General features: G+C 56.4%; 12 protein-coding genes. 4 read left to right on the forward strand and 8 right to left on the reverse strand.

Annotation, left to right across the window (positions count from 1 at the left end):
- Positions 1 to 91: 91 nt before the first annotated feature.
- The 4 genes from ACXHXG_RS19425 to ACXHXG_RS19440 all read left to right on the forward strand — a co-directional run bounded on the left by ACXHXG_RS19425 (position 92) and on the right by ACXHXG_RS19440 (position 3908).
- Positions 92 to 841, forward strand: coding sequence for a sulfotransferase (locus ACXHXG_RS19425; RefSeq protein WP_457900316.1), 750 nt, complete (start codon positions 92 to 94; stop codon positions 839 to 841).
- 5 nt (positions 842 to 846) lie between these two features.
- Positions 847 to 1746 carry a sulfate adenylyltransferase subunit CysD gene (gene cysD / locus ACXHXG_RS19430; RefSeq protein ID WP_457900317.1) on the forward strand — a complete coding sequence of 300 codons (900 nt, stop codon included), beginning with the start codon at positions 847 to 849 and terminating at the stop codon, positions 1744 to 1746.
- Positions 1746 to 3644, forward strand: a complete 1899-nt coding sequence (gene nodQ, locus ACXHXG_RS19435) for a bifunctional sulfate adenylyltransferase/adenylyl-sulfate kinase NodQ (RefSeq protein WP_457900318.1) — start codon at positions 1746 to 1748, stop codon at positions 3642 to 3644. The genes cysD and nodQ overlap by 1 nt, the downstream gene beginning before the upstream one ends.
- 132 nt (positions 3645 to 3776) lie before the next feature.
- The gene (locus tag ACXHXG_RS19440; RefSeq protein WP_457900319.1) at positions 3777 to 3908 is read left to right on the forward strand and encodes a hypothetical protein; all 132 of its coding nucleotides are present in this window, start codon (positions 3777 to 3779) and stop codon (positions 3906 to 3908) included.
- Between the two features lie 254 nt (positions 3909 to 4162).
- On the opposite strand, the gene ACXHXG_RS19445 is transcribed toward ACXHXG_RS19440, so the two are convergent.
- From ACXHXG_RS19445 to ACXHXG_RS19480, 8 genes are all read right to left on the reverse strand, one after another.
- Positions 4163 to 6004, reverse strand: a complete 1842-nt coding sequence (locus tag ACXHXG_RS19445) for a type II toxin-antitoxin system HipA family toxin (RefSeq protein WP_457900320.1) — start codon at positions 6002 to 6004, stop codon at positions 4163 to 4165.
- Positions 6005 to 7017: 1013 nt separating this feature from the next.
- Positions 7018 to 7899, reverse strand: coding sequence for an SIR2 family NAD-dependent protein deacylase (locus tag ACXHXG_RS19450; protein WP_457900321.1), 882 nt, complete (start codon positions 7897 to 7899; stop codon positions 7018 to 7020).
- Positions 7900 to 7933: 34 nt separating this feature from the next.
- The gene (gene nifT / locus ACXHXG_RS19455; RefSeq protein WP_283060977.1) at positions 7934 to 8146 is read right to left on the reverse strand and encodes a putative nitrogen fixation protein NifT; all 213 of its coding nucleotides are present in this window, start codon (positions 8144 to 8146) and stop codon (positions 7934 to 7936) included.
- Positions 8143 to 8466, reverse strand: a complete 324-nt coding sequence (locus tag ACXHXG_RS19460; protein WP_457900322.1) for a nitrogen fixation protein NifZ — start codon at positions 8464 to 8466, stop codon at positions 8143 to 8145. Before ACXHXG_RS19460 ends, nifT begins: the two co-directional genes overlap by 4 nt.
- 97 nt (positions 8467 to 8563) lie before the next feature.
- Positions 8564 to 8758, reverse strand: coding sequence for a 4Fe-4S binding protein (locus tag ACXHXG_RS19465; RefSeq protein ID WP_283060979.1), 195 nt, complete (start codon positions 8756 to 8758; stop codon positions 8564 to 8566).
- A gap of 33 nt (positions 8759 to 8791) precedes the next feature.
- Positions 8792 to 10273: a nitrogenase cofactor biosynthesis protein NifB gene (nifB, locus tag ACXHXG_RS19470; RefSeq protein ID WP_457900323.1), complete on the reverse strand. Its 1482-nt coding sequence runs from the start codon at positions 10271 to 10273 to the stop codon at positions 8792 to 8794.
- A gap of 226 nt (positions 10274 to 10499) precedes the next feature.
- Positions 10500 to 12245 (reverse strand): nif-specific transcriptional activator NifA, encoded by a 1746-nt coding sequence (nifA, locus tag ACXHXG_RS19475; protein ID WP_457900672.1) that lies wholly within the window; start codon positions 12243 to 12245, stop codon positions 10500 to 10502.
- A 177-nt stretch (positions 12246 to 12422) separates the two neighbouring features.
- Positions 12423 to 12722: a ferredoxin family protein gene (locus tag ACXHXG_RS19480; protein ID WP_457900324.1), complete on the reverse strand. Its 300-nt coding sequence runs from the start codon at positions 12720 to 12722 to the stop codon at positions 12423 to 12425.
- Between the last annotated feature and the right edge of the window lie 8 nt (positions 12723 to 12730).

Consider the following 12730-nt stretch of genomic DNA (forward strand, 5'->3'; position numbering starts at 1 on the left):
CAACGCACTTACGCTCGTCAGCGCGACCGAGGAGTTCTTGTGCAGGCGCCATCCACACCTTTGTGATCAATATCAGTTGGGAACATGCGCAATGATCCATTCCGTACCGTCGCCTCAGCCATTTGTCATCCTTGCGATGCCGCGAACTGGGACGCACTATCTCGAAGCGCTCCTGAACGACCATGCAAATGTGTTGAGCAATGGTGAGTTGCTCAACAGCTATGATGAAAATTGGCCCGATAAGGATCGCCTCCGGCACAGCGATCGCGAGCTTCTCGAGCTCGCCTATCTGCGCTATCCGCCAGCCAAGAAGAAGGTGACGCACGTCGGTTGCAAAATCAACGAGCCTCAATTTTATGACCGCCCGGGCTTTTTCGATGAATTGGCTCGTTGGCAAGACCTCAAGGTCATTCTGCTTACTCGCAACACATTGGAATCCCTGCGATCGCTGGTGCAGGCAAGGCAAACGGGTCAGTGGCTGAAATTTAGCCCGGACCATAATCAGCCCCCAAGTGTCTCGCTGTCAGTGAACGAATGCGAAGCCTATTTCAAAGCTGCCGACGATTTCCATGCACGGGTCAAGAGCGCGTTCGATCCGAGCAAACTGCTGATGATCGAATACCAGGATCTTCTTCTTAAACCGAGCGCATGCCTGGCAGCCGTTTTGGCGTTCCTCGGAGCTCCCGCGCATAAGTCTTCCAATCGCGCTACCATTCAACGGCAGGAAACACGGTCGCTCGCTCGCTCGCTACAGAATTTTGAAGAGCTACGGCGGCACTTTGCAGGCGGGCCCTATGCGAAGTTCTTCGAGCTCGACGACGCATCGGCTCCGCAAGGATAAATGAGATGTCTTTCGACAATCTGCGATACCTTGAAGCCGAAGCCATCCATATCATTCGGGAAGTCGCTGCGACCTTTTCAAATCCGGTTGTGCTCTATTCCATCGGAAAGGACTCCTCCGTTTTATTGCATCTCGCGATGAAGGCGTTCTTTCCGGGAAAACCACCCTTTCCCTTTCTTCATGTGGACACCCTGTGGAAGTTTCAGGAGATGATCGCCTTCCGCGACCGGATGATGCGGGAACTGGACCTGAAATTGATTGTCCACGTCAATCAGGATGGCATCGATCAGGGCATCAGCCCCTTTCGAGACGGCTCCAACGTGCACACGCACGTGATGAAGACTCTGGCGCTGCGCCAGGCGTTGGACAAATACCGTTTTGACGCTGCGCTCGCAGGCGCGCGCCGCGACGAGGAGAAATCGCGAGCCAAAGAGCGGATATTTTCCATTCGCAACGCCCAGCATGCTTGGGATCCGAAACGCCAGCGTCCGGAGATGTGGAAAACCTACAACACGCGTGTGAGCGCAGGCGAAACGATGCGCGTCTTTCCGCTTTCCAACTGGACCGAGCTCGACGTCTGGCAGTACATCCAAAAGGAAAATATTCCCGTCGTGCCACTCTATTTCGCGGCGCCGCGGCCCGTCGTGCGCCGCAGTGCGACGATGATCATGGTCGACGACGAGCGCATGCCGCTTGAACCCGATGAAACGGTCACGCAACGGATGGTCCGTTTCCGCACGCTCGGCTGCTATCCTTTGACGGGCGCGATCGAATCCGGTGCGGCGACAGTGCCGGAAATTCTGCGCGAGATCGTGGAGGCACGCACCTCCGAGAGACAGAGCCGGCTGATCGATCTCGATGAGGCCGGCGCAATGGAGAAGAAGAAGCGCGAAGGGTACTTCTGATGTCATATCCTTTTTCCATCTCGCCGCATGACATGAAAGAGCATCTGGTCCAAGAGGACAAAGCACCGGTTCTTCGATTCATCACCTGCGGCTCGGTCGATGACGGAAAATCGACCTTAATCGGTCGACTGCTCTGCGATGCGGAATTGGTCTTCGAAGATCAATTGGCGGACCTTCGCCGCGGCGGCATCGGCGGCGGCAATGGCGAGGAAATCGATTTCTCTCTGCTGCTCGACGGCCTTGAGGCAGAGCGGGAGCAGGGCATCACCATCGATGTCGCCTATCGCTATTTCTCCACGTCGAAGCGCAAGTTCATCGTTGCCGATACGCCAGGTCACCACGAATATACGCGCAATATGGTAACGGGCGCATCGACAGCCGACCTTGCCGTCATCCTCATCGACAGCTGCCAAGGCATACTCCAGCAAACACGCAGGCATTCCTATCTCGCCTCGCTTCTCGGCATTCGCCATGTCGTGCTGGCGGTGAACAAGATCGATCTCGTCGATTTCAGCGAGCCGGTATTTGATGCCATCGTGGCCGAATACGAAAGCTTCTCGGCGAAGCTGCGTTTTGCCAGCGTAACGGCTATTCCGATGTCCGCCCGCTTCGGAGACAATGTTGTTTCGAAATCCGGGCAACTACCCTGGTATCAAGGCCCGGCGCTCCTTGAATATCTGGAAACGATTGAACTCGACGCACCTGACAAGCAAAGCCCCTTTCGTTTTCCGGTTCAGCTCGTCATGCGGCCAAATTCGGATTTTCGCGGCTATGCGGGCCGGATCGCATCCGGAAAAATTGCCGTCGGCGATCCGGTGATCGTTGCAAAATCAGGTCTGCGCTCCTCGGTCAGGGCGATCATTGCCCCTGACGGCAACCAGATATCTGCCGCAGAAGGGGAACCGGTAACCTTGGTTCTAGCCGACGAGGTAGATGTCTCCAGGGGCGACATGCTGGTTGATCCCGCCTCAAGGCCTTTTGTCTCGGACCAATTTCAGGCGCATCTCATTTGGTTCGATGCCAATCCGATGCTCCCGGGACGAAGCTATCTCTTGCGGACGGAGACGGACACTGCCAGCGCCACGGTGACTGCGCTCAAGCACCAACTGAATGTCGACAACTTCGTTCGCGAACCAGCAAAACTGCTTCAGATGAACGAGGTCGGCGTCTGCAACATCATGACGCAAAGACCGATCGTGTTCGACGCCTACGAGGAAAATAGGTCAACCGGCAATTTCATCATCGTCGATAGGGTAAGCAGCGCGACCGTCGGTGCCGGCATGATTGATTTCCCGCTTCGTCGTGCTGACAACGTTCATTGGCAAGCGCTCGACGTCGACAAGGCCGCGCGATCCGCGCTCAAGAACCAAAAGCCCGCCGTCCTTTGGCTCACCGGTCTGTCGGGTTCGGGCAAGTCGACGATTGCCAATGCGCTCGAAGCGCTTCTGCATACTTACGGCAAGCATACCTATCTCTTGGACGGAGATAACGTGCGCCACGGGCTTAATCGTGACCTTGGCTTTACCGCGGCCGATCGGGTCGAGAACATACGTCGCGTCGCTGAGGTCGCCAGATTGATGGCCGACGCAGGACTGATTGTGATTTGTTCCTTCATATCGCCCTTTCGGGATGAGCGGCGTATGGCGCGCGAGCTTATGGATGAAGGGGAGTTCATCGAAATCTTTGTCGATACGCCCTTGGAGGAATGCGCGCGCCGCGATCCGAAAGGGCTCTATAAAAAGGCCTTTGCCGGCAACATCGCGAACTTCACCGGCGTCTCGTCTCCATATGAGGCGCCGGACAATCCGGAACTTCATCTCAAGACCGTCGGCCAGGAGCCGGCAACGTTAGCACTTCAGATAGAAGAGTTCCTTCGAAGCCGAATGGAGGAGAAATAGCGCCTGGCCTAACGCTCGCTTTTGGCATGTGCTGGGCATCAGCGGTCCGAGCGGCGGTTTGGTGTTAGCCGCGGCTCAAGCTTTAGTTCGGTAAACTTGCGAAATTGTCGGTCCTCGTTCGGCAGACAATTGATGTCAATGCACGAAAAGCTCGTTTCGCCTTATTCCAGCAAGGAGGATGACCAGATTATCTTCGATCTAGCCGCTCTGCTTCGGGCGCTCACCCGCGAGGCAGCGCGCCGGGCGAACACCCGTGTGATATGAGGCGCTGCAGGATGCTTTCCCTGTTTTGCGACAAATCACCTTAAGCGGGCCGTCCCGGCGGCGCTAGAACGCAAAGACGCTGTCCAACCGTGTTATCTGTTGCTGGCCGTGCCTGGGCCCGCTTCTTCACGGCGCTCCTTCGAAAACAGATGGAGAAGCACAATGCAGCAATCGATCAAAATCACTGGGATAACGTCGCCTTCAATAACCCTGCGCGGTCTGAAGCTTTGTGATCCAATAGCAATGGCCCGATCCTATTCAAAAGTGGCCAGACGCTCGCGGACAATTTCTCGCATGTGCGCCGCCCGTTCAGCGCCGACTGAGCCATCTGCCAGCGGCGGTGGCAACGTAAGGGCGTCCAGGCCGTGAGCAAGCGCCGCGGCCAGCTCATCCATGGCCATATCCGCCGCCGACGCCGGAATACCTGCGGTGGCGGCAAAACGCCTGAAGTCCGCTCTCTTGAGCCGTTCGTCCTTGCCGCTGATCTTGAGCGCCATACGGTCGCTCTGCAGGGTCGGAAATACCCGCGTTGTGACCGCATCGTAGAGCGGCGCCATTCGGACGGAGCTAAAATCTCTCCTCCGTGGCTCCGCGATTTTCAGCATGGCCATGTTCTTCAGATGCATATCGCCGTCCGCGATCAGCCAGGCGAACAGTGCCCGCCGCAAGACCAACAGCAGGTCCGCATCCGGGTCAGTAGACAGCGGGCGCAGGGCGGATGCGATCCGCTCCATGGTGCCCATGTATTTATCTTCCGCGGGCACGCCCAGAACCGACGCCATGTCCTCGAGCACCAGACGGCGCATGTCGTCAAGGCTGGTGCGGATATCCAACCGCTCAACCACAAGGGCATGTGGCATGCCATCCGGCATGGCAACGAGCGCAATGGCGGGCACAATGAATCCGACCGCCCGACCGAGTTCCATGGACTGCCATTCTATCGCGGGCAGCGCTTCGAATCCCGACGTGCCGGCGGGCTTGAGAATATGCGTGAACGGCTTGTTCGTGCTGGGCATAAGGTTGCCGTCGGCATCGAGAAACATCGGCGCCTTGATTTGTACGCCTGACAGGCGCGGTGTCGCGCCTGTCGCGAAGATTTTTGCCAGGTTCTGTTCGAACGTATCATGGATATCGCCGCGGCCGGGACCGGCATAGATCCCTGTAAACAGATGATTTGCCGTGAAGGTGTTCAGCCGCGTCAGTAGAATATCGGCCGGAAGCGCCGTCAGCTCGCTTGCCCGCTCTACAATTGTGATGTTCGACATGTACCGCTTACCGGTGCGCAGTTCCGCCCGCTCGTCCGGGCTGTTTAGCACCCGGTTCAGCCACCCTTCCGGGAGTAGTGATTCAATGAAGGGAGGCAATCTGCCCGGCGTAGTCTGGCGCACAAGCGGCGGGCCGTCGGGATCGGATGCCTTCCACCGCCATTCGAAGCCATCATGCGCAAGGTTGCCGATCGGCGCACCGTGCCATGCCACGGTTAGGTCGAGCGCGGCCTGGTTGGTGACAGTTACGGCGGCCGCCGGCTTCCGTTTGAGGAAACGCTCGGCGGCGCTGCCTTCGGCAAGCCAATCATTGTCGCGGGCAAGTTTAAACACCGCATCGGCGGCGCTCTCTGGATTCCCATATTCTTCAATCAGCCGTGCGGCGATTGCCTCTTTCATGTCTTCGTCGAACGAGGCCGCATGTTCACTACGGATGCGGAAGGCTTCCAGAAAACGCTGGCGCAGCGAAGACACGGCCACGCGGAACTCGCCCATGTTGTCGCCGACCGCCGCCTGCGCGACGGACGGGTTGTCCGGCGCTTTGTTCTGGATGATTTCGAGCGTCCTAATGCGCTGCCGCTGCACGCGGCGGCCGGTTAGAAACAGGCGGCCATCGCGCATCGGGCCGAGCAGAACGGCACTGGCGGCCGACAGGTAGGCGTTCGGGTAGAGATATTTAGCGATGCGTACAGCATGGGTCCGCACCGTCTGATCTATGTCATCGTCGGCATCAACATAGATACCGCGCATGAGCTGGACGAGCTTGCCGGCTTCCGCCTGACGGTGGCCACGCGTTTTGTCAATGTTTTCGCCGACGAGATGAAGAGGCATATATGTAACTTTCGCAGATGCGATAAAGTTACAACAGTCGTCTTCGCTCTGCAAGAAAATGTAACTATCGCGTATCTGAAATACGTGATAGTTACATTTTTCGATGCTGCTGTGACGATCAAAGATATAATAACGCATTGAGTTATAAGAAAAATACTTATTTCAAAATTAGTATTGTCATGCTGCTATCGAATATCCATAAAGCCACTCCGACGCCGTGCAGGACATGCTCTGAGCAAAGAACCTGAAGGTAACGCCGCCGCGAGCCACCAAGCTGCTCCTGCGATTGAGACCGCATATCAGCTGGACCGGTTTGTCGACCTCTGCGTGGCAGCGGCCGAGCATTTTTTGTGATGTTTTCGTAGACGATAAGGGACCTGATGTAACTTTCGCGTATTTCAAATATGCGAAAGTTACATCGCCCGACATCGGGCGGATACGCGTAAGGGGAGTTTACTTACTGAGTATAGTCGAGGTTTGAATATGCTTTAATTTACAAAGTTTCGCTTCGTAAAATCGACTGATTTCAAACCGTCAGTTTGAGAGGAAGCGCACCTCGGCCGGGTTGCTGCCTTCCGGTCAAAGGCCGCTTGAGGTTGCTGGACATTCGCTACACACTCGCCACAGACAGAAATAGACTGGATCAGAAAATGACGGGTTCCTGCGGGTTTCAGAGGATCGCGAATTTGTGGCAAATTTCTCGCTTTTTTCTGATTAGGCTAAATCGTTACCTTCAAACCATTGATTGCATTACTAGCGCCGGACGAGATTCGAACTTGCCGTCTCTTTCGAACGCAACCACATGTCCGCTTTCCTGGCCTCGCTCTCGCGAAGCGGACAGACCGTTTCCGGCCCCAGATCGGTCATGCATTCAAGCCGAGCCGACGTCCGCTTGCGGGCGCAAAGCAGACCTTGGCTATTGGTGCTTTTGCTGCCGAATTCCACGTAACGTCAACAAGACTTTATGATCGTCGGTCGACATTCGATTTGCGGAGCCTGGCTCGCGCCTGCAGCTATGCCGGATCGACAAGACCGGCCGCAACTTCGTCAATCGGCAGGTCAATCAGGGTGATGGCGCATTCCGTGCAGAAGCGGCGTTCATTCTTGGTCATGGTTTCGGCATCCATCACCGCGAAGTGTGGGCCGTTGGAGCGCTTCATGATCTGGCGGGCGAAGATGCGTAACATCTGATCGTTGAAGCGGCAGCCCAGAAAGAAAAAACCGCGGTTGGTCCGCCGTTCCTTGACGATTTCGGGGATCGGCGTCTGGATATCGATCTCGGTCAAAACTTCGACATAGTCGGCATCTGACACGAGAAAATTAGCGGCGGGGCGAACGCTTCCGTGAGGCGTATAAAGAACCGTTATTGCCGTCGGGCCGGCGTCGAGTTCTTTCCCGGACAAATCGTAGGTTTTCGTCCAAATGTCCCGGTTCTCATTTGCCCGCGTGACGCCTTGTATCTCGACCACGTCTGTTCGGCCATTCGCGACGAGAGCCGCGCGCATCGTCCCGTCGTACCAGCTATCGATGATAAGCGAGAGTGGTAGCGTTGCAACCCAGGCGTGGAGGACAGTCGGCGGCTGGGAGGGGGCGAATATCTCCGCCATCCAGGCTTGAAGCGTCCGACGATGTCGGCGCTGCTCGATAAACTGTGCGACCGACCACATGTTGCTGCGTATCTTGGAAGGTGCTGTCGCCCGTGCGTTAAGAGCTGCTGCAACGGCTTCAGGTCCGTCCGGTACAGTCGGCGGCGCCGAACTTTGCCGGAGAAGCCCGGGACCGAGATATGGGATTATGCCGTCCGCGGCGAGCGCTTCCTTCAGCAAATGAAGCTGCTTTTTGGCGTGATTGCCCCGGCAGACCAAAAGATCATCAGATTCAAGAAGCGCGGTCATGCCGCTCTCGCCTTTTGTCGTTCGTTACCAGCGTCTAGTCCTCCTCAGATATCTTTTTTGCCTCGACCGTAATCGGCAGGCGCGTGTCCTTCGGCAGATCGGGCAGGGCAAGCCGCCACCCATTCCTAAGCAGCACGCACCCGCCCCATAGATTTTCATTCTCCATGGCAATGATCGGCTCTTCGAGATCCTTCTTGGAAACATATGCCGACAAGCCGGTTCCGGTTCTGCGGATTATCACTTTCACGGGGCTATTCCTTCTTTGGCGCTGGTAGCCGTTTCGGCAATGCTTGCCGCGGCTTTGTCGAGGCTCGTCAGTTCACGCGCGCGCATACCGACGATGGTGCCGCGATCCACCCATTCGACCGCATAGATATAGAACTGCTGGAGAAAGGTGCCGATGTCGCGCACATAACCCTCATCGCCCTTCCGTACCAGGTTTTCGCCAACGTCTTTGCCGGGATAGGTGCCGTCATTCTTTATGTGACGCGTGGCACGAACCCGCTCGCCCGGTAGAAATCGCGGTGGAGAGCCGATTTCCACCTCTTGTTCGCGTCCTGGGCCCACGGTGGTGCCTCACTTTCTTGAAACTGGTCTGCTTAGCCGCGGGTTTCAAAATGTCCTTTGGAGGAGATATTGCCTTCGGCGACCAGCGAGAAGGCGATCAAGCTGGGACGCAGGTCTTCGGTACCGGACATACCGATGCGCATTGCTGCGTCTCGAAAGCTCCCTCGCATTCTGTGCACTTTTCCGCATCGATCACGTAGTTATCGCCCTTCAGTTCTATCGCACCTGATGGACATTCGAATTCGCAGGCTCCGCACTGGGTGCATTGGGATGCGATGATCTTGAAGGCCATTATCAACTCCTGAGGCGGTTTAAAATGAACAGTTCAGGCCGTCCCTGTCAGCGGGTCAACGCCAAACTGGGCGGCATAAACCATGCTGATGGCGGTTTCGATGTACTCATACGTATAAGAGTCCATCGCTCGAATGCCGGCGTCCGCCAGTCGCTTTTTAGGGCAATCTCCGATCTTGGCGCAGAGCACGATGTCGATCCCTTCGAGCGCAACGATCACACCCTCGAGTGTAGCGTCGTCACCCCAACCGCCGCGGCAACATTGCTCGACCTTGCGATGGCCCACGAAGGTGATTCCTGCCGGAGAGACTTCATAAATCTGGAACTCTTTCGCATGGCCGAAATGTTCGTTTATACGGCCGCCGCCCTTGGTCGCTACCGCGACGTGAAGCGACCCGTCAGGGCCTACTGCTTTGACCATTTCGATCGCCTCGCTCTTGGCTGCTGCGTGGTTGCCTCTCTCCCGCGCGACTACTTCGCGGTATGCCGCGCGATTGCGGTCGTCGTAGGAGACTGCGTCGGGTATGTGTTCGAGCATGAATTCCTGGCCCCGATCCTCGCCCAGAAGGCCGACGGCATCGGCCCGGCACTGCCGACAATGGCGCATCAGCTTGGCGCCGTTTTCGAGACGACCTTGAAGCGCCTTCAATTCGATTGCCCGCGGAGCGCGTTGCCCGGTCAGACCATAGTAAGTGCCGTGCGCCGGGTCCGAAATCAGGGGCATCACGTTATGCAAGAAAGCGCCGCGCTCCTTCACCCATCTGTTCACTTCGATCAAGTGGTCGTCATTGACGCCGGGTATCATGACCGAATTGACCTTGATGAGGATGCCGCGCGCCGCCAGCATCTCCAGACCCAACATCTGGCGCTTGTGCAGGATTTCGGCCGCTTCGATGCCGGTGTATCGCCGGTGGTCGTAAAAAACCCAAGGATATATCTTTGCGCCGATTTGCGGGTCGACCATGTTGATTGTGATGGTCACGTGATCGACATTCATGCTTGCAAGCTCGTCGACATGATCTGGCAATGCTAGACCGTTAGTAGAGATGCACAGCTTGATGTCGGGAATTTCCGCGGCAATTTTTTCGAACGTCGCCTTGGTTCTCTTCCAGTCATAACACGCATCGCCCGGGCCGGCGATGCCCACGACCGAAAGCTGCGGCACTTCGTTGGCGACCGAAATGACTTTGCATAGCGCCTGCTCTGGCGTCAGCTTTTCCGAGACGACCCCGGGCCGGCTTTCGTTTGCGCAGTCATATTTGCGATTGCAGTAGTTGCACTGGATATTGCAAGCCGGTGCGACGGCGACGTGCATGCGCGCGAAATAATGGTGTGCTTCTTCTGAATAGCAGGGATGATCCTTTATCTTCTTCCAGATCGCTGCATCCATGTCATCCGGTTTTGCAGGCGAGCCGCAGGATGAGGATTTGCAGCTGCTGGACTTCGCGGTAGCCAGCCTACGGTCCGAAGTTTTGGCGCTGGCCGAGCTATCAAGCGAAATCAACGATGCGGTCATCTAACAATTCCGTGGCTGGTGAAAATTGCAGTTCAAACTGCAAGACCGATGCCAGTGCTAGAATTGTTTCATGTCAGGCGTTTTAGCCTTTCGCGTCCGATTGAATACACTTGCTCCGCACGGTTTCGTTCGTTCCTGACAATCGGCACATGGACCACGTCGCGAATGCGACGCGCCTTGTCACGCGGAGTGCCGGAGGGCATCTTCGACCTGACGAACGACAGGCTTAGAACTTTTTCACCTCGATATTGTGCCGGCGCAGAGCATAGCCGACCTGACGGGGCGTGAGGCCGAGCATACGAGCCGCTTTGGCCTGAACCCATCCGACCTTCTCCATTGCCTCGATCAGCCGGTCCCGCTCTGTAAGGCGCGGTGATAGGGCTTGGCACGCCGGACCATTGGGATCGCAGGCCTTGAGGGGCGCTACCTCCGGATGCGAGACGCTGCCTGGTTGGGTAGAGAGCGGCGATACCGCCGGCATCGTTCCTCTCCGAGTGAGCTCATCGATAGCCTTACCGTCACGGCTGCCGCCATCTCCTTTCCAAAGACGCGCCGAAAGGCATTGGCTGTTCTGGCACGCAAAATCCGAGGGAACGATCGTCTTTGAGCGCGCCAAAGTCGCCGTCCGTCGCACGCAATTTTCGAGCTCGCGGACGTTTCCAGGGAAATAGCATTGCGAAATCAGGTCTAGTGCCGGCGGCGTGAAGGCGAGCTCGCGATTGTTTTCCCGGTTGAAGCGGTCGAGAAAGACTTTTGAAAGACGCGGAATGTCCCCGGGCCGGTCTCTGAGCGGTGGCAAGACGATCGGCACGACATTGATGCGATAGTAAAGGTCGGCTCTGAACTCGCCATTCGCGACAGCCGCCTCGAGGTCCTTGTTGGTTGCGCATATGAGCCTGATGTCGACTTTGAGGGTCTTGGTTCCGCCGACCCGCTCCAGCTCCCCTTCCTGCAACACGCGCAAAAGCTTGGCTTGAAAGGCAGGCGAAATTTCGCCGATTTCATCAAGGAGCAGCGTTCCGCCATTTGCCAATTCGAAACGCCCTGCGCGCTGCGAGACAGCCCCGGTGAAAGCGCCCTTTTCATGGCCGAAGAGTTCCGATTCCAGGACACCTTCAGGCAGTGCGGCGCAGTTTAGTTTGACAAAAGACTTCTTCCTGCGAGGGGAAAGCTCATGAATGGCCTGTGCGAAAAATTCCTTGCCAGTGCCGCTTTCACCCCGCAAAAGCACTGTAGTATTCGTCATCGCCACGGCAGAGACGATTTCCAACACCTGCCTGACTGCGGGGCTTTCACCGACGATCCAGTCGACTTTGGCTCGGGAACTTTGGCTCGCATCATTCCGTCCCCCTTCGGCGGATTTCCGGTGCAGCTGGATGATCTGCGGACCCGACGTGCTCAGGGCTCGGTGGAACGAGATCGTCTGACCGATAAGATCGGCGACCATGGTAAGGAAGCGAATATCTTCGTTATGACGCAGCTCAGTGGCGCTGTCCCTGAAGCGGTCGATCCATAACGTCCCGACCAGTTTGTGCGCAGCCCTTAAAGGAACCCCGATGAATGTAATGGGGATCGTGTCACTGCTCAAAGACGGTTGAGGAGCCTGAAACAGTTCGGACTTACTTGTTTCCCTTATCACCAGCGGCTGTCCGGTCATCAAGATCTGATCCATTGCAGCCTGCGGGATGATGTGGCGAGCGCCGGATTGACGAGGATCGGTCACTCCGGCCGACGCGGTAATTTCCGGCTCCCCTTCGCTCGCCAGTACAACGATTGCTCCATGACGCATCCGCAAAAAGGTGGGGAGGATATTCGCGACCTTGACAAGCGTAATCTCCAGCGGTGCAGCGGCCGTCAGGAGCTTCGATATTTCGTAGATCCCGGTGCAGGAGATTCCGACTTCAGGCGTTTTGCTGGATTGTCCACGCAAAGGTCCAACTTCATCGACGCAATCGCGTAGGATGCGGGTCATTTTCAACACCTCTAGCTGTGTAGAATGCCAGCATTCCAACCACAGTTTGTGCTTATTTGTATAAGTAGAAACTCTAATGTTAGTTTCTGAAATTGCAAGCTGGTTCCAGGCAAAATTGATGCAGCGCCTGGCTGTGACAAAATAACGTGTTTTTGAGATGTTTAATAATAAAGTTGTTCACCCGAACTTGAAGAGAACACCAAAGCCGCCTCGGGGATAGTTCCAAATAACCTCGCCGGTTGCCTCACATAGCACCCTGCATGTGCCGCACTCCATGCAGCCGTCGGCCGTAATCTCCACCTGGCCTTTGTCATTCAGCTCATAGCATTTTGCCGGGCAGATGCGTGTCAGCGCTAAAAGGTTCGCACTCGGATGCTCGTGCGGCCGCACCTTGATGTGAGGGCGTCCCGGATCAACCAGATAGCGATTCTGGAAAAGCTTGTCCTCGACACGCAACTTCGTCACTGCAACGGTCATCCTATTTC

Source organism: Rhizobium sp. LEGMi-198b (genome assembly GCF_054114205.1).

Coding starts and splice junctions, on each gene's coding strand:
- ACXHXG_RS19440 (WP_457900319.1), top strand. CDS start 3,777: ATGTCAATGCACGAAAAGCTCGTTTCGCCTTATTCCAGCAAGGAGGAT.
- nifA (WP_457900672.1), bottom strand. CDS start 12,245: ATGACCCGCATCCTACGCGATTGCGTCGATGAAGTTGGACCTTTGCGT.
- ACXHXG_RS19425 (WP_457900316.1), top strand. CDS start 92: ATGATCCATTCCGTACCGTCGCCTCAGCCATTTGTCATCCTTGCGATG.
- nifB (WP_457900323.1), bottom strand. CDS start 10,273: ATGACCGCATCGTTGATTTCGCTTGATAGCTCGGCCAGCGCCAAAACT.
- ACXHXG_RS19480 (WP_457900324.1), bottom strand. CDS start 12,722: ATGACCGTTGCAGTGACGAAGTTGCGTGTCGAGGACAAGCTTTTCCAG.
- ACXHXG_RS19445 (WP_457900320.1), bottom strand. CDS start 6,004: ATGCCTCTTCATCTCGTCGGCGAAAACATTGACAAAACGCGTGGCCAC.
- nodQ (WP_457900318.1), top strand. CDS start 1,746: ATGTCATATCCTTTTTCCATCTCGCCGCATGACATGAAAGAGCATCTG.
- ACXHXG_RS19450 (WP_457900321.1), bottom strand. CDS start 7,899: ATGACCGCGCTTCTTGAATCTGATGATCTTTTGGTCTGCCGGGGCAAT.
- ACXHXG_RS19465 (WP_283060979.1), bottom strand. CDS start 8,758: ATGGCCTTCAAGATCATCGCATCCCAATGCACCCAGTGCGGAGCCTGC.
- cysD (WP_457900317.1), top strand. CDS start 847: ATGTCTTTCGACAATCTGCGATACCTTGAAGCCGAAGCCATCCATATC.